General features: G+C 69.7%; 25 protein-coding genes. 11 read left to right on the top strand and 14 right to left on the bottom strand.

Features of this window, described 5'->3' with window-relative positions; genetic code table 11:
- Nucleotides 1-149: 149 nt before the first annotated feature.
- The 9 genes from J1M43_RS16470 to J1M43_RS16430 form a co-directional block, all read right to left on the bottom strand.
- Nucleotides 150-773, bottom strand: a complete 624-nt coding sequence (locus J1M43_RS16470) for a DUF6349 family protein (protein WP_068484202.1) — start codon at nt 771-773, stop codon at nt 150-152.
- A 47-nt stretch (nt 774-820) separates the two neighbouring features.
- Nucleotides 821-1,702 carry an ArdC-like ssDNA-binding domain-containing protein gene (locus J1M43_RS16465; protein ID WP_068484200.1) on the bottom strand — a complete coding sequence of 294 codons (882 nt, stop codon included), beginning with the start codon at nt 1,700-1,702 and terminating at the stop codon, nt 821-823.
- Nucleotides 1,703-2,038: 336 nt separating this feature from the next.
- Nucleotides 2,039-4,048: a hypothetical protein gene (locus J1M43_RS16460; protein WP_307823575.1), complete on the bottom strand. Its 2,010-nt coding sequence runs from the start codon at nt 4,046-4,048 to the stop codon at nt 2,039-2,041.
- A 250-nt stretch (nt 4,049-4,298) separates the two neighbouring features.
- Nucleotides 4,299-4,574, bottom strand: a complete 276-nt coding sequence (locus tag J1M43_RS16455) for a hypothetical protein (RefSeq protein WP_206477534.1) — start codon at nt 4,572-4,574, stop codon at nt 4,299-4,301.
- A gap of 62 nt (nt 4,575-4,636) precedes the next feature.
- On the bottom strand, nt 4,637-5,470 hold the full coding sequence (locus J1M43_RS16450) for an FHA domain-containing protein (protein ID WP_206477532.1): 834 nt from the start codon (nt 5,468-5,470) through the stop codon (nt 4,637-4,639).
- 32 nt (nt 5,471-5,502) lie between these two features.
- Nucleotides 5,503-6,864 (bottom strand): AAA family ATPase, encoded by a 1,362-nt coding sequence (locus J1M43_RS16445; RefSeq protein WP_124093343.1) that lies wholly within the window; start codon nt 6,862-6,864, stop codon nt 5,503-5,505.
- 14 nt (nt 6,865-6,878) lie between these two features.
- Nucleotides 6,879-7,961, bottom strand: a complete 1,083-nt coding sequence (locus J1M43_RS16440) for a M23 family metallopeptidase (protein WP_124093360.1) — start codon at nt 7,959-7,961, stop codon at nt 6,879-6,881.
- Nucleotides 7,961-8,500, bottom strand: coding sequence for a hypothetical protein (locus tag J1M43_RS16435; RefSeq protein WP_206477531.1), 540 nt, complete (start codon nt 8,498-8,500; stop codon nt 7,961-7,963). Before J1M43_RS16435 ends, J1M43_RS16440 begins: the two co-directional genes overlap by 1 nt.
- 1 nt (nt 8,501) lies before the next feature.
- The gene (locus tag J1M43_RS16430) at nt 8,502-8,789 is read right to left on the bottom strand and encodes a helix-turn-helix domain-containing protein (RefSeq protein ID WP_124093341.1); all 288 of its coding nucleotides are present in this window, start codon (nt 8,787-8,789) and stop codon (nt 8,502-8,504) included.
- 153 nt (nt 8,790-8,942) lie between these two features.
- Here J1M43_RS16430 and J1M43_RS16425 point away from each other — a divergent pair, with 153 nt between their 5' ends.
- From J1M43_RS16425 to J1M43_RS16390, 8 genes are read left to right on the top strand one after another with little or no spacing between them, the layout of a single operon-like run.
- Entirely contained in the window at nt 8,943-9,551 is a 609-nt protein-coding gene (locus J1M43_RS16425; protein WP_206477538.1) for a DUF6668 family protein, read from the top strand.
- Nucleotides 9,552-9,562: 11 nt separating this feature from the next.
- The gene (locus J1M43_RS16420) at nt 9,563-9,865 is read left to right on the top strand and encodes a hypothetical protein (RefSeq protein ID WP_137772224.1); all 303 of its coding nucleotides are present in this window, start codon (nt 9,563-9,565) and stop codon (nt 9,863-9,865) included.
- Between the two features lie 11 nt (nt 9,866-9,876).
- The gene (locus J1M43_RS16415; protein ID WP_206477529.1) at nt 9,877-10,629 is read left to right on the top strand and encodes a hypothetical protein; all 753 of its coding nucleotides are present in this window, start codon (nt 9,877-9,879) and stop codon (nt 10,627-10,629) included.
- 3 nt (nt 10,630-10,632) lie between these two features.
- On the top strand, nt 10,633-12,285 hold the full coding sequence (locus tag J1M43_RS16410; protein ID WP_241245555.1) for a hypothetical protein: 1,653 nt from the start codon (nt 10,633-10,635) through the stop codon (nt 12,283-12,285).
- On the top strand, nt 12,285-13,796 hold the full coding sequence (locus J1M43_RS16405) for an SCO6880 family protein (RefSeq protein WP_171011048.1): 1,512 nt from the start codon (nt 12,285-12,287) through the stop codon (nt 13,794-13,796). Before J1M43_RS16410 ends, J1M43_RS16405 begins: the two co-directional genes overlap by 1 nt.
- Nucleotides 13,796-15,424, top strand: a complete 1,629-nt coding sequence (locus J1M43_RS16400; RefSeq protein WP_206477528.1) for an ATP/GTP-binding protein — start codon at nt 13,796-13,798, stop codon at nt 15,422-15,424. The genes J1M43_RS16405 and J1M43_RS16400 overlap by 1 nt, the downstream gene beginning before the upstream one ends.
- Nucleotides 15,421-17,208: a TraM recognition domain-containing protein gene (locus J1M43_RS16395; RefSeq protein ID WP_206477527.1), complete on the top strand. Its 1,788-nt coding sequence runs from the start codon at nt 15,421-15,423 to the stop codon at nt 17,206-17,208. The genes J1M43_RS16400 and J1M43_RS16395 overlap by 4 nt, the downstream gene beginning before the upstream one ends.
- Nucleotides 17,208-17,969, top strand: coding sequence for a DUF4913 domain-containing protein (locus tag J1M43_RS16390; RefSeq protein ID WP_206477522.1), 762 nt, complete (start codon nt 17,208-17,210; stop codon nt 17,967-17,969). Before J1M43_RS16395 ends, J1M43_RS16390 begins: the two co-directional genes overlap by 1 nt.
- A gap of 64 nt (nt 17,970-18,033) precedes the next feature.
- Here the strand turns inward: J1M43_RS16390 and J1M43_RS16385 are convergent, their stop codons facing one another.
- Genes J1M43_RS16385 through mobC form a run of 3 tightly spaced genes read right to left on the bottom strand, consistent with a single transcriptional unit; the run spans nt 18,034 to nt 21,020 of the window.
- A complete protein-coding gene (locus J1M43_RS16385) occupies nt 18,034-18,876 on the bottom strand; it encodes a hypothetical protein (RefSeq protein ID WP_137772230.1) in 843 nt (280 codons plus the stop codon).
- A gap of 15 nt (nt 18,877-18,891) precedes the next feature.
- Nucleotides 18,892-20,625 carry a relaxase/mobilization nuclease domain-containing protein gene (locus J1M43_RS16380; protein WP_206477521.1) on the bottom strand — a complete coding sequence of 578 codons (1,734 nt, stop codon included), beginning with the start codon at nt 20,623-20,625 and terminating at the stop codon, nt 18,892-18,894.
- Nucleotides 20,622-21,020, bottom strand: a complete 399-nt coding sequence (gene mobC / locus J1M43_RS16375; RefSeq protein WP_206477520.1) for a plasmid mobilization relaxosome protein MobC — start codon at nt 21,018-21,020, stop codon at nt 20,622-20,624. Before mobC ends, J1M43_RS16380 begins: the two co-directional genes overlap by 4 nt.
- Before the next feature lie 254 nt (nt 21,021-21,274).
- On the opposite strand from mobC, the gene J1M43_RS16370 reads away from it, so the two are divergent.
- The 3 genes from J1M43_RS16370 to J1M43_RS16360 all read left to right on the top strand — a co-directional run bounded on the left by J1M43_RS16370 (nt 21,275) and on the right by J1M43_RS16360 (nt 22,370).
- Nucleotides 21,275-21,646, top strand: a complete 372-nt coding sequence (locus tag J1M43_RS16370) for a hypothetical protein (protein ID WP_206477519.1) — start codon at nt 21,275-21,277, stop codon at nt 21,644-21,646.
- 254 nt (nt 21,647-21,900) lie between these two features.
- The gene (locus J1M43_RS16365; RefSeq protein WP_206477518.1) at nt 21,901-22,125 is read left to right on the top strand and encodes a hypothetical protein; all 225 of its coding nucleotides are present in this window, start codon (nt 21,901-21,903) and stop codon (nt 22,123-22,125) included.
- Entirely contained in the window at nt 22,122-22,370 is a 249-nt protein-coding gene (locus J1M43_RS16360) for a helix-turn-helix transcriptional regulator (protein WP_206477517.1), read from the top strand. The genes J1M43_RS16365 and J1M43_RS16360 overlap by 4 nt, the downstream gene beginning before the upstream one ends.
- Here the strand turns inward: J1M43_RS16360 and J1M43_RS16355 are convergent.
- A complete protein-coding gene (locus tag J1M43_RS16355) occupies nt 22,351-22,938 on the bottom strand; it encodes a recombinase family protein (protein WP_206477516.1) in 588 nt (195 codons plus the stop codon). The genes J1M43_RS16360 and J1M43_RS16355 overlap by 20 nt on opposite strands.
- Nucleotides 22,935-23,264, bottom strand: a complete 330-nt coding sequence (locus tag J1M43_RS16350) for a hypothetical protein (protein ID WP_206477515.1) — start codon at nt 23,262-23,264, stop codon at nt 22,935-22,937. Before J1M43_RS16350 ends, J1M43_RS16355 begins: the two co-directional genes overlap by 4 nt.
- Between the last annotated feature and the right edge of the window lies 1 nt (nt 23,265).

Raw genomic sequence — 23,265 nt, 5'->3', positions numbered from 1 at the left:
GAAGTAGAGCTGTGGAGCCCAGCTATCCGCGCCCATGTCGGTGTAGAGCGTCGTGGGGAAGGGGAGGAGCTGCGCGAGGTCGTCGAGGAGGTCGGCGACGTCGGATTCTGTGAGGGTGTCCATGCTGGTTCTCCTGTCTGGTGGGGTGGTCAGTCGGCCGCGAGGTCGTAGCCGCCGAAGGGGGATCGGGATTCGACGTGTCGGCCGCCGTGCGGCCCTCGGATGGTGCGGACGGGGGAGCCGGGACGCTGCCACTCGGCGGGGTAGTTGGCCGCGCACCACTTGGCGGCGGCGGCTCGCGCCTTCTTCTCGTCGGTGGCCGCTGCGGCGGGGCGGGGCATGATCGGCAGTGATCGCCAGCCGGGCAGGGCGTGGTCGTGCCACGCCTCTACGGCGTCGTTCTCGCGCTCGGTGATGATGTGCCAGGCGCAGCCGGGGCACACGGCCTGATAGCGGCCGCCGCCGGGGAGCGGGTCGGCGGTGTGGTCGTGGTCGGATTCTTTGCACCAGGCGTCGGCGTAGAACATGTGCAGCTCGTGGCCGTCGTCGGTCGCGGCGCGCTCGCCTTGGTTGTAGCTATTGCGGTGCCACATGTGGGAGCGGGGGATGCATCCGAAGCCGCCGAACTCGGCGCGGTAGCGGTCGAATGCTGCATCCAGCTCGGCGGGGCTGTAGTAGCTCGTCGTGTAGGCCAGGGGCGCGCCGTCCCATGCGGTCGCGGCGACGGCCTCGCGCTCGAACTCGGCCAGGTCGAACAGGGTTTCCGCGGTCATCGTTCCTTCTCCTCTAACGGTCTTGACGGCAATAGAGTTATTGCCGCTCAGGCGGCGACGGTCTCGGGCTGCTCGGTGAGCGCGTCGGCCAGGGCGTGAGCTGCGCGCAGCACGTTTGCCGCGGTGGCCTTGATCGTCTCGGCGTCGCAGTTGCTCCACCCGGCGACGTAGCCGACGCTGTAGGCGCTGGTGTCGAGTCCGAGAATCCCGGCGACGACGTAGGCGACGCTCTCGGCCTCGGTTTCCTTGGTGCCGCGGTGCTCGACGTACTCGGCGTGATCTTCCTCGGCGTGCAGGATGACGTGCGCGGCCTCGTGAAGTCCGGTCTTTGCGGCCTGGGCGGGGGAGAGGTCGGAATCGAGCACGACGCGACGGCCCTCGGGGTCGGTGTAGCCGTGTGCGCCTCCGGGGATGCTCTCGCGCTCGACGGTCCAGCCCTTGCCGGTGAGGTAGTCGGCCACGGCGTCGAAGATGCCCGCGGGGTCGTCTCCGGTCAGCGGCCGCGCGATGTCGGTCGGGTCGCCCGCCTCGGGGTCGATGAGGTCGGTCTGTCCCATGTCGAACACGGACACCGGGAAGAACAGCGTTCGGCGCTGCTCCTCGTCCTCGCCGGTCTTGGGGTTCTCGACCGTCTCGCGCACGTCGCGGCCGCCGAAGATGCGGATTCCGCGCTCACCCTTGCGCACCTGGCGGTTGAGCTTCTGCCACGTCCGGTAACCGGCGACGTGGGACGCCTCGGGGCACTGGCCGAAGATCAACAACAGGTTGTTGATGCTGTAGCGGTGGAATGCCTTCGTGAAGTCCAGGAACCGCGCCCACGCCTCCGACTCGCGCAGCGCCTCGACCTGCTCCGCGATCGTGGCTTGCAGCTCCTCGGCCTCGGCGCGACGCTGCTCGGGGGTCTTGGTGGTCTTGACGTTGCGTGCCATGTTCGGAACCTTCCGTGCCGGTAATAGGGTTATTTCCCTGCTCATCCCCTCCACGTTTTTTTGCCGTGAAGGCGGTTTACCGCCGCTAGGGAGGATGCCCGGAGCACAACCCGTAGGGCGGTGGGGGAGAGAGTTTCGGCGCGAAATAAGGGAGCGCAGCGACCGCGTGCCGAAAGTCTCGGAGGAGCCGGCGGCGCAGCCGCTTGGGTGGAGGGTTGACGACCGTATGCTGCCGAAGGCTTCACGGCAAAAGAACGGGCCGTAGGCCCTGACAGTGCCGGCGACGCCGGCTCGACCAGCGAGCCCGTGGGCTCGCCTCCGCGCAGCGGATCGGCTCTACGCGACGCGGCGCTGCGGGGTGTCGAGCTGCTTCGTGGCCGGGCCGTCGCAGTATCGGCACCGGATGCCGACGGTCATTCCGTGGGAGCAATAGCCGGGGTCGATCCACTCGCCCTCGGCGGCGTCGATCGCGGGGCTCTCGTCGACGAGGGTTCTCGAGCGGAGATCTCCGTCGGCGTCGCGCTCGTAGGGGCGTACGGCTGTTCCCTCGCGCTCCTCGATGATGATCCGTCGAGCTGCGGCGTAGTCCAGCCGGCCATTGGCTCGGCGCGGGTGCGGGCCGTAGGCGTGGGTGCCGTCCTCGGGGACGAGGGAGAGTTGACCGCGGCTCGGTCGACGTCGCGCGTCGGGTCGACGTGGTGCGTGCATCCACGCCTCCTCGGCCTTCCACCAGGCCCATGCTTCGCGCTCGACGCGGTAGCGGTCTGCGCGGGCGTCGAGTCGGCCGGCGACTCCGGCGCGCTCGGCGGCGGCGTCGGGAGAGTGGGCGTCGACGCGCTGCCATCCTTCGCGGCTGCGCTCGACGATGCCGGCGTAGGTGAGGCGGTCGAGGAGTCGACGGGTTCGGAGAGGATCGGCGCCGATGGTGGGGGAGAGTTCGTCGAGGGTGCGAGCTGTGGTGTCGATCCGTGCGTAGAGGTTCCCGGCCAGGTGACCGAGCGCAGGGCGGGTAGCGGTGAACAGGTCGTGCGCGGCATCCGTCGTTCGTGTGCGCAGCGTTGCGAGGAGGGTCGTTCTCTCAGCGGCCCCAGCCCCGGGGGGGCGTGGGTCCGCTTGTGACCGGGCACGAACCAGGCTGCTGTGGAGAACGCTCTGTGGGTCGATCGTCCAGTGAGCGGCGCGGGTGCCGTCGGCGGCCGTTGTCTGGGCGATCCATCCGTCCTCCGCGAGGCGCAGGAGCGCCGTTCTGGCTGTCTCGCGGCCGACCCCGGCCGACAGGGCCAGGCGGCGGGTGTCGGCCTCCACGGAGCCGCTGAGGGCGTGCAGGGCGAGGAAGCTCAGCACGTCGAGGATGCGGCGATCGGCTGGGCCGCCTCCGCGGGTCCAGCGGCCGGCGGCCGCGTCGGCGCGCTGCTGCACGTCGCGGACGTGCGCGGCCATGACGTCGGCGCGGCGGTCGAACGTGGGATCGTCCCCGATCTGGCGGTCACTCGCGGCGACGTAGCGCACGGCCTTGTCCCACTGCCGGCCGAGCACGGCGGCCTGCTCGCCTCGCGGGCGAGCTGCGCGGCCGCGGGTCGTGACGCGGCTGCGGACGTGCTCTAGGCCGGGCTCGGTGTCGACGAGGGCGGCGACGTCGGCGTGCCGCCACCTGGCGGCCGCTGCGCCGATCAGGACGCGCCAGAGCGTCGCTGAGGCGTCGAGGGGCGTCTCGCGCAGCGCTGCGGCGCTGTTGGCGGGGAGCTGCCGGCGTGGGCCGGCCAGGTGCAGGCGGCCGTGGGAGTCGAGCGGGAGCGGTGAGCGGGGGTCGATGGGCCGTGCGGGCTCGGTGTCGTCGACGAGGCCGGCGACGAGGCTCACGAGCGCGCGCACCTGGGCTGCGGTGGCCGTGGGGGCGCTGAGCGCGTCCACGTCGCCGCTGAGGACTGTGGAGTGCCCGCCGGCACGGTGGGGCGCTCCTGGGGGCCGCACACAGCCGGTTACGGCGTTGCTGAGCGGCGAGAGGTCGAGGGTGGGGCACAGGTGCTTGGTGAGGCGGGCGAGGGTGGCGACGGTTTCGGCGTCGACGGACTCGGCCAGGGCGACCCACAGGTGCCGGCCTCCGGTCGGCCCGGACTCGCAGAGGACGTAGGGCAGGCCGACGTCGCGGAGGAGGCCGCCGAGCACGTCGGCATCGCGAGCTGCGGCCGCGGGGTCGCCGTGGGCGTCGAGGTCGAACGCCAAGAGCCGGAACCGGCGATCGGCGCCGGCCAGGTAGACCGCCCACGGACGCTCCGGCGCGGCCCTGCCGATCGCGCGATCGCGGTAGTCGTTCAGGACGGTGCCGTAGGCGTCGACGACGGCCACGCGCACACGAGGGCGCGGACTCACCGCGGCGGTGAGAATCCAGGACTCGCCGTCGGCAAAGCGATATCGCTTTTCAACTTGCCGCGCTATGATGGCACCACCTTTCGACTCCGGTCGCTGGGTACAGCGAAGGTCCGGTTCCCTACCGGTTTTCTCTGGAACTGCCTCGATCTGCCTCTGTCGCCAAACTCAGAAGATCAGGCACTTAGCTTCGGCCCCCCGTCTCGTAGAGGCGGGGGGTTCGCTCGTTCTATGCGGCTCTCGTCGATGCCTCCTGGGGGAGGTCGAGCGGAGTCTGTGGGCTGACGGGCAGCTCCCAGTTCTCGGGGTAGCCGTTCGGGCCAGGCTTGCCGGCCCGGATCGCGGCCTCGATAAGCGCCCACTGGGGAAGGCCTGTGGCGGCGTGGTAGCCGTCCAGGATTGCCTTCACGTCGGGGTCGATATCAACCTGCACCCCGACTGTGGGGGTGCCTCGTGTGCGACGCACGGCGGCTGAGCCGCGCTTACGTCCTCCGGGGCTGCTCATGAGGTCCACACTAGGGCGGCGTTTCCTAGTCCTAGGTAATTCGCCCGCCGCGGCGTGTCGGGTCATGCGAGGGTCACGACGCACTCGACGTCACCGAGAAGGATCGTCGATCCGTCGGGGATCGTGGTCGGCTCTCCGGGCGTCAGCCACCGCGGCGGGGTCGACTGCAGTTCGATGCCGTTCGCGGAATCGAGGTCGGTCACGACGATGTGGCCGGCGTCGTCGACGGCGATCGTCGCGTGTGTGCGCGAGAGCATCCGGCCTGGTGTGGCGATGCTGAGCGGTTCGTGGCCGGCGACCGGCTCGGGGTTGCGGCCGATGACGACGCGGGGGCCGGCGGCGACGCTGCGCTGTGTGTTGAACGCGAGGCGCAGCGCTGGGCGAGCGGGAGTCGCGCGGCGCGTGACGCGGGTCTGCTCGACGTCGTGCAGCTCGTCGAGCTCGCGGAGCTCAACGGGATTCGGCCGCGTGATCGCGGCGGCTGCGGGCGGCGTGATGGTGTTCGGTTCGGCCAGGGGAGCGACCTCAACGCGCAGCGGCTCGTCGACGGCGCACTGGACGCACGTCGTCGACGTCACCGGCTGTAGGCGGCGGCAGATACGGCATCGGCCCTCGTCGATGCTGAGGCCGTCAGCGGCCGGAATCGTGCCGTCGGCGCCGACGAGCTGCACGTAGCCCTCGGGCCGCACCGCGAGGGCGTGGGTGCGGCCGTCCTCGGTGACGTCGAGACGGATCGGGCGGCGTAGCTGCGTGGCGATCGCCACGGCGCGCGCGATCATGCCCGTTCGGAGCGCGGCGACGGACTCGGCCGCGCACGCGCGCCGTTGGCCGTTGACCGTGAGCGTCCCTGTGCCGTCGGCTGTGACCTCGGCGGCGAGCCGGGGCCACTCGGGCACACGATGGAGCCCTGGGACGGGCTGTGTGGCGTTCACAGCCCGCGTGCGACCGCCGCGCCGGCTGCGAGCCATGCCCGCTGCGTTTCAGGGCGCAGAGAGCCGAAGCGCAGCACGCCGTCGACCATTGCCGGGTCGTGAGGCACGGTGACGGCCTCACGAGCGAGCGAGCGGTAGCCCTCGGCTACGCGCGCCAGCTCGGCCGGGGTCGACTTGGGGTCGGCTTGGTTGACGATCACCACGGCATCGCGGGCCAGCTCGGCCGATCCGGCGTCACGCTCTGCGAGAGCTTCGAGGAGGAGCGCGCCGGCCTCGGCGTGGTCGTCGCGGGTCGTGGTGGCGACCACGAGCTGGTCGGTGTGGTCGATCATGCGCAGCCACATCGGGTCCGACTCGTCGTTGCCGGAGTCGATGAAGATCAGCCGGTAATACTTCGCGGCCACGGCGTGGATCGCGTCGACGTCGCTCGGCTCCACACGCTGCTCGTGCGCGAGCGCCATCGGCTTGCTGCGCAGGACGTCGAACCGGTCGCGCGTCTGGTGGTGCACGAAGTGGGCGAGGTCGGCCGACTGCGCCCCGGTGCTCAGGAGCCGGTCGACCTGGGGGAGGAGGTCCAGCAACGTCGCCTCGTGCGGCCCCTGCTCGGTGCGCCAACCGAGCGTGCCGCGGGTCTGGTTGTTGTCCCACGTGAGCACGCCCGCGCCGCCGTGGCGGGCGAACACTGCCGCCAGGAGGACGGTCGTCGGAGTCTTGCCCGCGCCGCCCTTGCCGTTCACGACGGCGATCGTGCGAGGGCCGGGCCAGTGCTGCGAGACGGCGAGGACGTCGGAGCGCTCGGCGCGCTCGGACTCGCTGGGGCTCATGCGGATACCGAAGCGGGTCAGAGTGCCGCGCCATCCCTGGGTAGCCGGCTCCTCGATCTGTTCCTGCGTGAGGAACGACTGCCGGGCCTCACGACGGCTCGGGAACTCCGGCGCGGGGGTCGGAGCCTGCCGCACCCATGCGTTCCCCTCAGCGACGGCAGGAGCGGCCGGAGGGGCCGCATGAGCGGGCACGCTGTCGATCGGCGCGGGCGTCGGTTCCGGCAGGGGCTCAGGCTCCGGCGCGACCTCCTCGACGGGCGCGGGGTGGGCCGGCAGGCTGTCGTCAGCCTCCACGCTGCCGTCGGGGTGGACGATCAGCGGCCACTCCCCGTCGGGGCCGGTCGTGGTCACGCGGACGGGGCGCTGCATCTTCCCGGCCGTCTCAGCGACGCGGGCGAGGATCGCTGCGCGAGCATCCTCGAGAGTGGTCGTCTCGATCGGGTACGACGTCCCGTTGATCGTGACCTCTCCCGATCCGTTCGCGTGCGTGCGCGCCTCGATCTTGGGGAATGTGGGTACTTCGATGCTGCTCATGGTCGTCTCCTGATCTACTGTCCGAGCTGGATTCCGACCGCAGCCATGAAGGGGGCCGGGTCAGTGTTTTCGCCGTTCACCTGGACCTCAAAGTGCAGGTGGCATCCGGTGGATTGTCCGCTGCTGCCGACACGGGCGATCTGCTGACCGCCCTTCACCTTGTCGCCAACCTGGACGAGCATCCCGGAGTCGTACATGTGCAGGTAGCGGGTGGTGACGCCGCCGCCGTGGTCGATCGCGATGACGCCGTTGCCGCCGCTGTCGAAGCCGCGGAACGTGACGACGCCCGACTGAGCGGCCCAGATAGGGCCGTCGCAGCCGCCTCCGGCGAGGTCGGTTCCGGCGTGCAGCCGCCACACCTGGTCGATGGGGTGCAGGCGCATCCCGTAGGGGTCAGTGATGGGGCCGGCGCCGGGCGCGGCCCAGCCCTGGGGGTTGACGCTGCCGGGAACGCCTGGGTCGCACTTGCCGCCGCTGGCGCTGCCGTCGCCGGGGTTCAGTCCGGTGGTCTTACCGGAGAGCCCTTCGACGATCTGCACCGCGCCATCCCAGAACTGGGTGTAGTGGTACGGGTCGGCGTTCACCTGCGTGCGGTGGGCGACGATAGTCGGTTCCAGCGACTCGCGGTCGGGAACCTTCGCCACCATCGCCTGGAAGAACTTCGTCGACGAGATGTAGGGGTCGAGGCGCTCCTCGCGGGTGCCCCATCCGTCCTGCTGCTGGAACAGGCCGATCGAGGTCGTGCGGGTGCCGTCGGGGTTGGTGACGCCGCCGGTTTCCCAGTCGCCGTAGTCGATGTTTCGGAGGCTGGATTCGCCCATCGCGGTCATGACGCCGATGGTCTGATCGCGGACGTTCAGCCCTTGGTCTGCGCCCGCCTTGATGACGTTGGCGGCGTTCACAAGCTGCTCGTGGCCATAGCCGGCGATTTCGGTCTGTGGCACCGAGTCGGGGTTGACGGAGACGCCCGATCCGCCGCCTCCGGCGGTCGGGCCGCAGTTGTCATCCCCAACGAGGAGGAGCCCGAACAGCGACCCGATGACGAGGAGCGGGACAGCGGCGATCGCGTAGACGCCGCTGCCCTTTGGGCCTGCCATCAGTTCACGCCCTCAGGAAGGATGAACCGGGAGGCGAGCCACGGCGAGTCAGCGTCGGCCCGGCTGAGCACGACGCCGTAGGTGCCGGCGTTCGTGGGGACGTCGACGAACGCGACGTAAGCGCTGGTGTCGTCGGTGATGACGGCGGGGCCGGTGACGCTGCTCGCGACGATGCGGGCGGGGTCCATGTAGGCGTAGTCCTGGGTGGCTTTGCCGTCCAGGAGCGGCTGCAAGCCGGCCCACCACTGGTCGAACGGAAGATCGGGACGGGCGTAGGCGGTCATCACGGCCACGGCGGCCGCGGTGGCGCTCTCGCGCGATTCCTCGTCCCACGTCGGCACGGGCCGCGGGCCGTGCGTCTCGCCGCTATCAGCGTCGATAGCGCCGGTCGGCGCGGGGGTGAACTGATCGAGGTCGGGATAGATCGGGCCGGAACTGCTGGCGCTGGGGGTAGGCGCTGGCGCATCGTTCGGTGCCGTGCAGGCTGTCAGGGTCGCCGCCGTGACCACGATGAGTAGTGCCGGCCCGATCTTCCGCATGTCAGTCTCCTTGCTTGGTTTCCGTTCGGATGACCAGCACGGGGCCGGTATCCCGCTTCGTGTTCGCACCCTTGCGCAGGGTGTCTTTCAGCTCGTCACGGATGACGAACCAGGTCGTGCCGATCTTGTAGCCGGGGATTAGCCCGTCTTTGAGCCACGTGTAGACACTCTTCGCAGAGACTCCGAGTCGTTCCGCGACTTCGGTCGCGCCGAGCGTCGGAGGGCTCTGGTCAAATAGGCGGTCGACCGCATCGCGGTTGATCGCCTCGCTGTCGTCATCGCTGGTCATCGGGATTCCTCCTGGTGGGGCCACGCGACCAGCTTACTCATTCGGGGGCAGATGTACAGGTTCGGGTTCATTCGGGTTGACCCTTCCTTGTTCGGGGTATTGGGGGTTAGTGTTTCCCTGTAAGGGTGAATCTCACTGTACCTAGGAGACAAGATGAGCGAACCGCTTAATCCGTGGCTTTCTCGGCCGACGACACCGCCGCCGTCGCAGGCCGCGCCCGTGGCGTCCGTGCCGGATGCGGTCGGTCCTGTGGCTCCGCAGCGGGGCATTCCTGCCCCCGATCGCGTCGACCAGCTCCCGGTCCACGACCGCGGCGCTAGCGCGGCGCTCTGGTGGGTCGGCGCACACGGCGGGTCGGGGGAGTCGACGCTGGCAGCTCTCATGCCAGGGACGCAGGCGGCGGGCCACGCCTGGCCGCGCACCCCATCGCAGACGCCCGCACGGACGGTTCTCGTCGCACGGGGTGACGCTCGCGGGTTGCGTGCTGCGCAGGACGCGATGCGGCAGTGGGCCGCGGGCCTCGTCCCTTCGGTTGAAGTTTTGGGCCTGGTCGTCATGGCTGACGCACCAGGTCGTGTACCTCGTTCGCTGCGCGACCTCTTGCAGGTCGTCAGCGGAGGCGTCCCGCGCACCTGGTCGGTGCCGTGGGTCGAAGCATGGCGCGTGGGAGAGCCGCCGGCTCTCTCCTCTTCCCCGCGCGAAGTTCAACGACTCGTCGACGAACTGACCGCAATCCTCGGTGCCGCCGGCACCACCAACTGAAAGGCAGACGCATGTCCGTTATCGACGTGTTCCACGCGGCGGCAGACACCGCCGTCCACATCGCCGGCGTCATCCCCGACCCCGACCCCGTACAGCCTCCCGGCACCGAAGGCGTGACGACGATCCTCTCCTGGTTGAAGTGGATCGGCTACGTCGTCGTCGGCGGCGCGATCATCGTCGGCGGCATCCTCATCGCCGTCAACTTCCGTCGCGGCGAGGGCCAGGACGCCATCACAAAGATCATCTGGCCGATGGCCGGAGCGATCGTGATCGGCGGTGGTGCCGCCCTGATCGGCATCCTCGCCGGAGCCTGAAAGGAGCCGTCATGGCTGAGGACGACACCCAGCAGAACCCCTTCACCCGCCCCGGCTTCATCGTCGGGGCGGTGGTGGTGGCCGCGCTCATCGTGACGGCCATCGTCTTGACGGTTCTCAACCTGAACCGCGGGAACGAGGCCGGCCCGCCCGCGCCCGATCCGTCGTCCAGCGCCACGACCAGCGCCGCCCCAACCCCGGAGCCTTCCGGGGTTGCGGGCGGCGCTAGTGTCTGTGGCCTGGGAGGCGAGAAGCTATCGGGCACGGTCACGACCGCGCCCGCTGCGGAATGGAAATTCCAGGACGTCTACGCCTACCCGACGTCGACGACGTTCGGCCCAGGCAAGACGGCCACGGAGGGCTACCCGTACTGCTTCCAGCACTCACCGGAGGGCGCACTGTTCGCAGCAGCGAACGTGACGATCATCGGCTTTGGGCCCGCCGACCAGCGGCAGGCGTTCCTCGAGTACGCGCTCACGGACGGCCCCTACCGGGACACCCTCCTGAGTGCTGATGGAGCGGCTGCACCCTCTGATGTGCGCGCATCCATCGCGGGCTTCCGGGTGCTCGCGTACGACGGCGACAGCGCCCGTGTGGATATCGCGTTCCGCGGTAGCAGCAACGGGCAGAGCGTGACCGGTTCGGCGGTCTACGAACTCGTGTGGGCCGATGGTGACTGGAAGCTCGACGCCACGAAGTCGGAGCCGGCGCGCGTCGCCCAACTGCCCGACCTGTCGGGCTACGTGAGCTGGACGGAGGAATAGATCATGGCCGCGAGTGAATGCGCGCCGCTCGACCTGAGCTGCAAGGCGGGGGAATGGGCGAACAGCGTCGTTGGTGACGCGATCCAGAACATGGCCGATGCGGTCATGGAAGCGTTCGGCAAGGCCGTGGCCTCGCTCGGCACCCTGTGGGTGAACGTCGGGACTCCGAACCTGACGGGGACCGGCGGCGGCTCGTCGATCGCCGCGGGTGCCACCGCTCCGAACTCAGACGGCATCATTACGGTGCTCGGCTGGGTGACCTGGATTGCGATCGCCCTCGCGGCAATCTCGATCATCCTTCTCGGGGCGCTCATCGCCACGCGAATGCGCAACGGTGAGGGCTTCCAGGCCGCTGGCCGAATGGGCATCGTGCTCGGCGCGATCTTCCTCATCAGCGGTGCGACAGCCCTCGTGTCGGGCCTCCTGCCGAACGGGCCGCAAGGCGCGGGCGGTGCGGTGCTGTTTCTGCAGTCGTCGCTCTGGTGGTACATGGGCGCGGCCGCGGTGGTGTCCGTCATTGTCGGCGGCGTTCGGATGGCGTGGGAACAGCGCGCGGAGCCGGGCAAAGACACGATCAAGAGTCTCCTGACTCTGATCGTGGTCGCTGGTGCCGGCGTGACCATCGTCGGCTTGTTGGTAGCGGCGTTCGACTCGTTCTCCGTGTGGATCCTCAACGGAGCGCTGAACTGCGACGTCGGCACGGATACGGCCTGCTTCGGGAACAACATCGCGACGCTGCTCGCGCTCACGACGAACCCCGCGGCTGGTGGCCTCGGGGCACTGCTCATCATCATCTTGGGACTGATCGCGATCCTTGCGACGGCCTTCCAAATCGTGCTGATGATCGCGCGTGGCGGCATGCTCGTCATCTTGACGGGCATCCTGCCGCTGTCGGCTGCGGCCACCAACACCGAAATGGGTAAGGGCTGGTTCAAGAAGAACGTGGGCTGGCTGGTCGCCTTCATCCTCTACAAGCCGGCGGCCGCGATCGTTTACGCCGCGGCGTTCCAGCTCGCGGGAACGAACGTGTTCCAAGACGACGGATCGGGCTTCATCGCCGTTCTGACGGGCCTCATTCTGATGGTGCTCGCGCTGTTCGCGATGCCGGCTCTGATGCGGTTCGTGACCCCGCTCGTCGGGGCCATGTCGGCCGGTGCCGGCGGCGCTCTCGGCGTCGCAGCTCTCGCCTCGCTCCCGACCGGAGCGGCCTCGATGGGTCGCCTCGCGACCGGTTCCGGTGGCGGCTCGTCGGGCGGTTCCGGGTCGACCGGCTCGTCTGGCTCCACGGGCTCTACCGGCCCGTCTGGGGCCAGCGGTGGCGGTCAGTCGGCACCACAGGCCGCGCAGGCTTCTAGCGGCGCTGGTGGCGGCGGTGGGGCCACGTCAGGGGCCGCGGCGTCCTCGGGTGCTGCTGGTGGCGGCACGGGTGCTGCTGCGGCGTCTGCGGGCGGTGGAGCTGCCGCGGGTGGCGCTGCGGCCGGCGGAGCGGCTGCCGGTGGTGGAGCTGCTGCGGGTGCAGCGGCCGGCGCCGCTGGCGGGCCTATCGGCATGGCTGCCGGCGTCGCGATCGGCGCTGCAAAACAAGCAGGACAGGCGGCCGCTGGGGCCGCCCGAGACGTTGGTAACCAAGCAACAGGTGAAGGGAGCGGGAGCTGATGGCAACCGTAGAGACAAGCCGTAGGGGCGTCCGCACCTACGGGAACTGGCGTCAGCCGACGTCGCCGGGCCTCCTCGGGCTCGGCACGGTCGGCACCGGCCTGATGTTCGTTGCGTTGCTGATCGTGATCGTCGTTCTGATGACCACGGGCATCATCGAGGCATTCGTCACGGCCGCGGTGTTCGGCGGGCTGATCTTGCTGCTGACGATCCGCGACGGTGACGGGCGTAGCGTCCTCTCGCGCGCCGCGAACCGCGTCGCGTGGACGTCGACCAAGCGGAGGAAGGCGAACATCTACCGCTCCGGCCCGCTGGGGCGTTCCGACTGGGGAACGAACCAGCTTCCCGGCCTCGGCGCGCAGACTCAGCTCTCCGAACATGAGGACTCCTACGCGCGGCCGTTCGCGATGATCTACTCCCCGCACGCCAAGACGTATTCGATCGTGATCGGGACCGAGCCTGACGGCGCGGCTCTCGTCGACCAGGAGCAAGTCGACCTGTGGGTGGCCGACTGGGGTCACTGGCTGCGCAACCTCGGTGATGAGCCGAACATGGAAGCTGCCGCGGTGACGATCGAGACGGCTCCCGACTCGGGACGCCGGCTGCGCCGTGAGGTCGAGACGAACACCGACCCCGACGGCCCCGATTTCGCCAAGGCGATGCTGGGTGAGGTTGTGTTGAGCTACCCCGCCGGCTCGTCGACGGTGAAGGCGTACGTCACGCTCACGTTCGCTGCTGCTCCTCGGAAGGGTGCCAAGGTGCGCAAGCCGGACGAAATGGCGCGCGAGCTCGCGGCTCGCCTGCCTGGCCTCACGGCCGGATTGCAGGCGACGGGCGCGGGCGCTGCTCACCCGCTCTCGGCCCAAGAGCTGTGCGAGACGATCCGGGTCGCCTACGACCCGGCGGCCGCGACGCTGATCGACGACGCGCACGCGGACGGCGACGTGCCCGACCTCCGGTGGAGCGACGTCGGCCCGACGGCGGCTCAGGCCGGATGGGACAGCTACCGTCACGACTCGGCCAAGTCGGTCACCTGGGCGATGACGCAAGCGCCCCGCGGGCTCGTGCAGTCGGGAGTCCTCGCCCGGCTGCTCGCTCCGCACCGGGATATCGCCCGTAAGCGCGTGACGCTGCTGTACAAGCCGATCGACCCGGCACGGGCCGCGACGCTCGTCCAGTCGGACGTGCGAGCTGCGGAGTTCAAGGCCACGTCGACCAACAAGCCGGCGGCGCGCGACACCCTCGCGCTGCGCTCGGCTCAGGCGACGGAATCGGAGGAGGCATCGGGCGCTGGCCTGGTCAACTTCGGCATCCTCGTCACCGCGACGGTGATCGACCCGGTGAAGGAAGCCGAAGCGCGCGCCGCTGTCGACAACCTCGGCGCGACCGCACGTCTCCGTCTCCGTCCCGTCTACGGCTCCCAGGACAGCGCATTCGCCGCCGCCCTGCCCCTGGGCCTGGTGCTGACCAAGCACGTGGCCGTCCCCGCGGCACTGAGGGAGCGTGTGTGATGACCCCGGATCAGATTGCCCTCGCGGCCCTCGGCGGCCTCGTCGTTGTCGTGGCCGTCGGCTCACTCCTGTTCGTGCGCCTTGGGCGCAAGAGCACCGACGCGGGCTCGTCGACGTCTGCCGGCGCGCTGTCCTCTCGTGGCTACAGCGGACCTGGCGGCGGCATGTCGAACTTCATCCAGCCGCCGGCTGAGTGGCGCGGGACGACGCTGCAAGTGTGCGGCCTGTGGCCCTACGCGATCGGTGCCGGCACGCCGATGGTGGGCGTCCCGCTCGGCCGCCACATTCACACCGGGGCGACGCTCTGCTGCGACCCGATTTCGTGGTTCCAGCGCGCGAAGCTCATCAGCAACCCGTCGCTGTTCGTGCTCGGCAAGCCCGGCCTCGGCAAGTCGACGGCCGTCGCTCGGATGGCGATCGGCCTCGCCGGCTACGGCGTGCAGCCGCTCGTGCTGGGCGATCTTCGACCCGACTACGTGGAGGTCATTCGCGCGCTCGGCGGCCAGGTCATCACCCTCGGCCGTGGCCGCGGGCACCTGAACGTGCTCGACCCCGGCGAGGCGAAGGAGGCCGCACAGCGGCTCACTGAGGCCGGTTTCCCGAAGGAGGCCGGCGAGGTCTTGGAGGATGCCCACGGCCGCCGCCTGGCTATGGTGTCGTCCCTGCTGACGATCCTCCGCAAGTCGCCTCCGAGCGACGTCGAGGAATCCATCGTCGACCAGGCGCTGCGCTACCTCGATCGGAACTTCGACGGTGTGCCGGTCCTGGGCGATCTGCTGAACGTCGTGCAGCAAGGGCCGGAGGAGCTGCGCCAGGTGGCCGTCGACCGCGGCGACTTCGCGGAGTATCAGCGGATCACCCGCGGGCTGGAAGCGTCGCTTATCAGCCTCTCCCGCGGTGGCCGCCTGGGCGAAATGTTCTCCCAGCCGACCGACAACCCGATGCGCCTCGACCGCCCGGTGGTCTACGACATTTCGGCCATTGGTGAGGCTGAGGGCGATCTGCGCGCGGCGACCCTGCTCGCCTGCTGGTCGAACGGATTCGCGACGGTGAACATCGCGAACGTCCTCGCGGATGCCGGCCTGGAACCCCGCCGGCACTACTTCGTCATCATGGATGAGCTGTGGCGTGCGCTGCGCGCCGGTAACGGCATCGTCGATCGCGTCGACTTCCTCACCCGCCTGAACCGTCAGGTGGGCGTCGGTACGGCCATGATTTCGCACACGATGGCCGACCTGAGCGCCCTCCCGGAGGAGGACCGCTTGAAGGCGAAGGGCTTCGTCGAGCGCGCCGGCATGGTCATGTGCGCGGGCCTGCCGTACACCGAAATGCCGGAGCTGACGTCGGTCATCCCGTTCTCGGAGGCCGAGCAAGAGCTTCTGACCGGTTGGCAGGACCCGCCCGCGTGGGACGCCGCATCGGGCCGCGAGGTCGACCCTCCCGGCCGCGGGAAGTTCCTCGTCAAGGTCGGCACGCGACCGGGCATCCCCGTCGAGGTTCGGTTGACGGAGGCTGAGCGCTCGATCCGTGACACGAATCAGCGCTGGTACGAGCAGTCCCGCACCGGACGGCGCGCGCTGCACGTCGTCGAGGAGCTGGTCGAGGAGCACGAGGAGAGGGTGTCATGAGCACTCCCAACAACCGCCGCCGCGATCCCGGCGGCCTCGGCGGTGAGACGCTGCTGCTGCTGATCGTCGTTCTCGGGGCGGTGGCGGCGATCGTCGTTCTCAACGTCGCGGTGCGCCTTGGCCACCAGCTCGACGGGACCGGCGTCGAGCTGCCCTCCGACCCGTTCGCGTTCACCCTCGGGGTGATTCTAGGGCGGGTGCCGTGGCCGGCATCCGCGACGTGGATCGTCATCGTCCTGTTGGCGATCGTCCTCGCGCTCGTGGTGCTCGCGATCGTCGGCGTCGTGCGCTACCGGAAGGGGCGGACGCGCGTCGACCGGGCCAGCTCGTACATGGGTCGAGGGAAGGACGTCGAGGGTCTGAGCAAGCGCAACGCGCAGGCTCAGGCGACCCGGCTCGGCGTGACTGGCTCCCTCGGTGTGCCGATCGGTAAGACGCTCGGCCAGATGCCGCTCTACGGCACCTGGGAGGACATGCATATCGACATCTGGGGGCCGCGCACCGGTAAGACGACCTCTCGGGCGGTGCCGGCCATTCTGGAGGCTCCTGGGGGCGTTCTCGTGACCTCGAACAAGCGCGATGTGGTCGACGCGACGCGCGACGTGCGCGCGGAGGCCGGCGCGGTCTGGGTGTTCGATCCGCAGGGGATCGCGCTCGAGAACCCTACGTGGTGGTGGAACCCGCTCAGCTACGTCACCGACGAGGTGCGCGCGGCCAAGCTGGCCGATCACTTCGCGTCCGGTTCACGCGATCCCGGAGCTAAGACGGATGCCTACTTTGACCCCGCGGGGCAGGATCTCCTTGCGGGGCTCCTGCTCGCGGCCGCGCTCGACTCGCGTCCGATCACGGACGTGTACGGCTGGCTGACGCGCCCCACGGAGGAGGAGCCGATCGGCATCCTTCGCCGTGGTGGGTACGACCTGACGGCCGACCAGGTGCGCGGGGTCATCATGGCTCCCGAGAAGCAGCGCGGCGGCATCTACGGCACGGCGCAGCAAATGGCGTCGTGCCTGACGAACCGCCAGGTGGCCGCGTGGGTGAACCCGCAGGGTGAGCCCGATCTGCGTCCGCAGTTCGACCCGGCCTCGTTCGTGCGTGACGGCGGCACCCTGTACTCGCTCTCCAAGGAGGGCCGCGGGACCGCCGGCCCGCTGGTGACGGCGCTGACGGTCGCCGTGGTGGAGGCCGCGGAGGAGCTGGCCGCCGGGTCTGCCGGCGGCCGCCTGTCGGTGCCTCTCCTGGGCGTTCTCGACGAGGCCGCGAACGTGTGCCGGTGGCGTGAGCTGCCGAACCTCTACAGCCACTACGGCTCGCGCGGAATCGTGCTGATGACTATCCTGCAGTCGTGGTCGCAGGGCGTCGACGTGTGGGGCGATTCGGGGATGCGGAAGCTGTGGAGCGCCTCGAACGTGAAGGTCTACGGCGGCGGTGTCTCCGAAGATGCGTTCCTGGAAAGCCTCTCCAAGCTGATCGGTGACTACGACCGTCAGGCGTCGTCGGTGTCCTCCGGCCGTGGCGGGCGCAGCGTGAATCAGCAGCTCCACCGTGAGCGCATCCTGGACGTGGCCGACCTGGCCGCGATGCCGAAGGGTCGCGCCGTGGTGCTCTCCTCGGGGAACCGACCGACGCTCATTCGCACGCAGCCGTGGATGACCGGCCCGCACGCGGAGAAGGTCAAGGCGTCGATCGCAGCTCACGACCCGCAGGCGTCGCGGACGATCGTCGAGGCGCAGGAGTCGGTGCGCGAGGTCGCGGCCGCCGTTGACGATCGGGGCGCTGCCTGATGAGTGACAACTGGGGCGACGCTCCCGCTGACGAGGGGATCGACGCGCAGCCGTTCGAGCTGGACGAGGGCGACGAGCCCGACCCGCGCGACGTCCCCGACGACGCCGAGTTGCCGGAGCTGCCGGAGCGTGAGCCCGGCCGGCTGTTCGGGATCGACATTGCCGACGTCGCGACGAACCTCGCCGCTCCGGCGATTCGCGCCGTGGTGCAGAAGGCGATCACGGGCGCGGTGAAGGATGCCGTCGCGGCTGAGGTAGACGAGGCGCTGGACCCGACGGTGGTCGAGGAGCTGCAAGCGCAGGCGGCCACGGCCGCCCGTCGTGCTGTCACCGCGGCGATGGATGCTCTCGACGAGGAGGAGCCGGCCGACGAGGAGCCGGCGCTGTACTACGGCTCGGTCGACGAGTTCGTGCGCGAGTACCTGGTGAAGAACTACCGTCGCCGCGTCGACGGGGAGCGCAGCGTGTGGGCGGCCGACTGGTGGAACTACCCGGAGGCCGTGATCCGCCTCGACGCTCTGTGGCGGGCGTGGGAGCATCTGCGCCTCGATCCGACAACGGGGATGAGCGTCTGGTTCCGCGATCACGCCGAGCACCACATGAGCGTCCTGCTCGACCCTCACGGCCCGTTCGCGGCCGCCGGCATGGGAGAGAACCGGGTCAACACGAACGACAGCGACAAGGGCGCTGAGCTGCCGTACACGGCACCGCCGGAGGGTTTGTACCCGGACCTGCGCGAGGAGCCGCCTACGGGCGTCTGAGCGCACAACGAGAGAGGGACCGGCCCAGTGGGTCGGTCCCTCTCTCGTGGGCTCAGGCTGTCGCTCAGCGACCAATCTCGGTGCGCTGCACCTTCGACGATCGCGACCTGTTCGGCCGCGCCTTGGCGCTCTGTAGCTGCTGCGCCTTGACCGCCTCGGTGGCCGGCTTGCCCTGGCTGACGTCGGCCGCCATCTTCGCGCTGACGGCCTCCTTGCCGACGCCTCGCTGTTCGAGCTTGTCGGCGTCGCGCTCGCGCCGCTCGGACGAGTCATACAGCGGCTCGGCCTTCTCGCGGGTGGCCTCGGCTCGGTTCTGCTCGCGCTCGGCCTGCACCTGGGCCTGCTCGCGCTCTGCCTCGTCGGGAGCCGTGTCGGCGGTGTCTCGTGACGCCTCGGCCGCGCGGTCGATTTCGTCGGCCTGACGCGAGAGCGCGACCGCCTCGGCCTGCTCGGTAGCGCTGCGCTGCCGCTCGGTGTCGGACTGCCGGCGCAGCTGCTCGGCCTCGACGGCCGCCTGGACGGCCGCGGGGTCGGCGCCGGTGTTGTCGACGTCGACGCCGTAGCGGGTGCGGAGCTCGTCGCGGATGCGGCCCTCCGCGCGCTGAGCCTCGGGGTCTTCCGAGCCCCACGCGCGCGCCGTGGTGAGTGCGCCGCCGATCTGCTGCGGCGTCGCCTTGTCCCACCAATCGGAGCGGTGAACGCTTCCCAGCTCGACGCGAGCTGCGCGCTTCTCTGCCTCGAACCGTGACGACAGTTCGCGGGCTGCCTGCTCGCTCTGTGCCTGCGCACGTCGTGCCGCCTCCTCGCGGGCGCGGGCGAGTGCTTCGCCTACCCGGCCCGCCGCGGTGACGGCGATGCGGAGCTGCCCTTCGAATGCTTCCTCGATGCCGTCGCTCTCATCGGCCATAATCTGACTCCCTTCTCATCGCTCCGGGCCGCGATCTGCGCCCGGCTTCGTCGTGGTGCGCGGCCGCGCGGGCTCCACCTGTGGCGGAACCGGCGAGCCGGTGGTCTTGTTGCGCTGCTCCTCGGCGCGCTGCATCTTGTCGAGCGCTTCCTGCACGGATGCGTCGACGATCGCGGAGCGGTCGACCCTCGGCGCGGTCGCCGTGACGGTCGACGTCGTGGCCGCGGTGGCCGGCACGCCTTCGAGCTGACGCCGAACGTTCATCACGCGCTCCCGCACGGCGGCCTCGACGTTCGCTGCCTGCCGGGCCTCCCCTGCGGCCTTCGCGGCGTCGTAGACGGCCTGGGAGAGGTTCATGAGCTGTCGCAGCATGGCGAGCTGCGCGGCCGTTCCCTGGCCGCCGCGGGCGACACTGGCGAGGAGCATCGTCGCGCCCGACATTGCCACCCGGCCGGCGCGCTGGGGCTTCACCGGGCGACGGTAGGTCTGTGCCGACTTGGCGAGTGCGTCGGATGCCTCAGCCAGGTCGCCGGGTGTCTCCTCGACGGCGTTCGACCAGGCTGCGAACGCGGCCGCGGTCTGACGTGCGACTGTCGACCAGGTGTCGCGGTCGTCGAGCGGGATCGACCGAAGCTGCTCGCGGAGCTGGCCGATTTCCTCGGTGTGGCGCTGCCACAGCTCGGGGTCTGGTTCGCGCATTTCGCGACCAGGTGCAACGGGCCGCCGGCCCCGTCCCGCTGCCTGCCACTCGGCGGCCGCGTCGGTCGCTCCGGTGGGTGTGTCGGGCCAACCTTCGCGGAGCCTCGGCAGGGTGAGGTCGCGGCCCATCTGACCGCCCCCGTACCAGATCGGACGCTCACCCTTCGTGGGCCTGGTCGCGACCGAGTAGCCGGTGATGACGTCCGTCGTGCCCTCCGCGAACCGGGGGCGGACGAGGACGCCGGAGCGGCGCAGCCGGCGCACGAACTCGGCTTCGTTCTCGCTCGCGCCGGCTGCCGCTCGGACGCTGCGCGCGAGGTCGTTCCGGGGGGCGTTCAGTCGAACCTCAGCCGTGATGCGTGCCTGGCGTTCCTTCGGGTCGAGGCGGTGCCATTCGGGCTGCTCTCCCCCGATGCGCGCGGTGTGCTGCTCGTACTTGCGCTGCGCCATGAGCGCCGAACGCTCCTCGACGCGGGACTGCTCCGCGGGGCTGTAGCCGCGCGTCGCACGCTCCCCCTTCGTCGACTCCAACTGCTCCAAGCCGTACTTCACTTCGAGGGCGCGCGCAGCGTTCTGTGCACGCTGGTAGTCCAGGTGCGTCGACGCCTTCGTGCCGTCCTCGCGAACCAGGTTCACGGCGATGTGCACGTGGTCGTTGCCGGCCTGTGAGAGGCCGTGACGGATCGCGACCCAACGACACGGGGCCTTGGTCCCGTCGTTGTCGTCGAACCCCATCGCGGACACAAAGTCTTGCGCGATCGCCGCCCACTCCTGGTCGGTGCGAATGCCCTCCTCGGCGCGCAGCGACAGTGAGGCGTGCCACACGTGACCGCCCTTGACCTCGACGCCCATAGCGGTGCGCGGTCGGTCAAGGTGACGCGCGATCGCCTTCGCGTTGTCGCCGCTCAGCTCCGCATCGTCGTACCACGCCATGAGCGCGTGATCGCCGGCCACCAGGTGCGGCTCCGTGTGCTCGTTGTGGCGACCGCCGCCGACGAGGTAGGACACGAGGCCGGGCATCCGATCGCCGCGCGTAACGTTCGGCATCATGACAGGCTCAGCTCATCCACGGCGGCGTCGATGCGCTCCGCGACTCGGCGCACGGCGGCGAGCGTGGCGTCCGTCTCTGCCTGACGCTGACCGGTGGCGTTGGTGGCCTTCGCGATCTGGTTGACGTTGTTCGACACCGCGGCCAACAGCCGGTGCAGCTCGAACAGCTTCCCGATCGCGTTGCGCCGCTCGGTGACCGTCTCCCCCGTCTCGGATGCAAGGGTCGTCTCGACCAGCAGCCGCGGGATGGTCACCCGCTGAGCGAGCGCGAGGTGCAGCAGCCGGCCCTCCTCCTCGGGAGTCACCTTCACTTCATGCTTGTGCTTCCGACCGCCCGGAGCATTCGCGCGCCGACGCCGCTCGGTCTGGGGCTCGGCTGCCGTCTCATCTGACATGCGATCCCCTTCCTTCGGCCCAGCGCAGCGACCCCGCCCCGTGCGGGGACCACACGTCCAGTGTGCCGCACCCGTCGACGGCTGTCGAGGGGTCAAGCCCACTTAGCCCTGCTAAGTGTTTAGCTTGCTCCGTCTGGGACTCCATTTGGGTTCACTCACGTCGACAGACGGGAGTGGTCGAGGCTTCGCCTCGGCGTGCTTTTGATGTGTCGACAGGCGTCGACTTCGAACGGCGCGATCCGTACGATTGGTGCATGGCTACGCAACTGACACCAGAGGAAGCAATCGAACGCGCGCGACGTCTACAGGATGACCGCCTGACAGCGGTTCGTACGGTCGCGGAGGCGCGGCAGTCGCTCAGTGATGTGCGGGACGAGACGGCCCGCGAGCTGGCCGACCTACAAGCACGAATCGCTGAGCGGATCGCGACCGCGGAGCGCGAGGACGTGCGCGCCTACTCGGCTGCGCTAAGCGCCGGATGGTCTGCGGACGAGCTGCGCAAAATCGGGTTCGCTGAGCCCGACAAGAAGGCGCGCACCCGGCGTCGATCGACGCGCAAGCCTGCGTCCAGCTCGGCCCCTGGTTCGGCTGACGATGCGCAGTCGGAGCCTTCTACGGAGGGTTGATCGCTGGCACGGTTCCGGCCCCACGTTCCGCTCTGCGGCGTGGGGCTTTCGTGTGTCCCCGCGCTGCGGGGTTGCACTCCGCTCCCGATCCCGTCAAGGGCGCTTCGCGTCCCTTCGGGAGAGCCCTCCGGGCTCCCCTTGACCGGCTCTCCGCTGCGTGCAAGGCGGCAAGTGTTCCGAGAAAGCCGGCACCTCGGCGTACCGCCGAACTGCCTACTTTCATCGGACACACAACAAGGGAATGGGATCGAACGATGAGTGGACCCGTGAGTTTCGCAACGCTGACAACGACGCTGCCGACGTCGGACGAGGAGCGCGGCCGGCTGATGCGGAACGTGAGCGAGCGTGACCAGCAGCTCTACGATTACGGTCGCTCCGGCTACCGGCTGGCGGCGTCCGTGACGGTGCCGGGGAACGACGTCGTGACGGTGATCGACACGCTCACTCGTGAGGGTGAGTTGGGGGGCGATGGCCGATGACGCGATCCATAGCTGTGCAGGTCGCGCAGCGCATCCGGCGCGTGCTCGACACCCGCGGTCTAACGGTCGAGTGGCTGGCCGACGCGACCGGGATCAAGCCGCGCACCCTGGCTCGGCGGCTGCATCTGAGAAGGCCGGCGGGCCTCACGGTCGATGAGCTGAACGCGATAGCCGGCGCGCTCGATGTGGCTCCGGGCGTCCTGCTTCACGATGACCAGGACGGGGCTACCGGCGCGACTCGGTGAGTTCCTGATCGGCCTTGCTCAGCGCACGGGCAACGGTCGACTTGCCGACGCTGAGCACTCCGGCGATGTGGTCGAGGCTGCGGTTCTCGGCGCGCATCCGCTGCGCCTGTGCGATCTTCTCCGGCGTCATCTTCGACGGCCGGCCACCGACTCGACCCTGCGCCTTGGCGTGCGCGAGGCCACGCAGGGTGTTGTCCCGGATGGTGTCGACGCGGAGCTGCGCGAACACGGCGACCATGCCGAACAGGGCGCGGCCCATCGGGGTTGTGGTGTCGATCATCGGCTCCGTGAGGCTCTTGATGTTCACGCCTCGGCGGTCGAGGTCGTGCAGCGTCTCGATGATGATCCGCTCCGACCCTCCGAGCCGGTCGAGGCGACGCACCAGGAGGGTGTCGCCCTCGCGGAGGTAATCGAGGCAGGCGAGCCACTGCGGGCGGTCTGCGATGCGACTCGACTCGCCGTGGTCAACGAATACTCGAGAAGCGCCGGCCGCGCGCAGCTCGGCCTCCTGAGCGGCGGGGTTCTGCTCCCGCTTCGACACTCGGGCGTAACCGACGACGTTCGTCACTGCTGAACCTGCTCGACGTCCGCGGCCGGTGCGCTGCGCGGCGCGCGCGCGATGCGGCGCATGCGCGGGACGACGAACGCGAGCCCGGCGAGCACAGCGACGGTGGCGATGATCCGGCCGGGAAGCCATGCGGTCCCGTCGATCCAGAGTGCGGCGATCCAGAGCACTACGGCGACCTCGCACACGCCGAGCGACCAGAGGAGTCGACTGACACCGCCGCTGGTGCGGGCGAAGCGATCGCGCGAGGTAAGCAGCGCGATCGAGCCGACGACGAACAGAACCACGCCGGCCCCGCCGACGACGTTTGGGAGAAGTGAATCGAACATG

It is taken from the genome of Microbacterium sp. KRD172 (assembly GCF_017168295.1).
Lineage (GTDB): Bacteria > Actinomycetota > Actinomycetes > Actinomycetales > Microbacteriaceae > Microbacterium > Microbacterium profundi.
The sequence above is the reverse complement of the archived record's forward strand: the minus strand, read 5'-3'. Positions and strand labels throughout refer to the sequence as shown.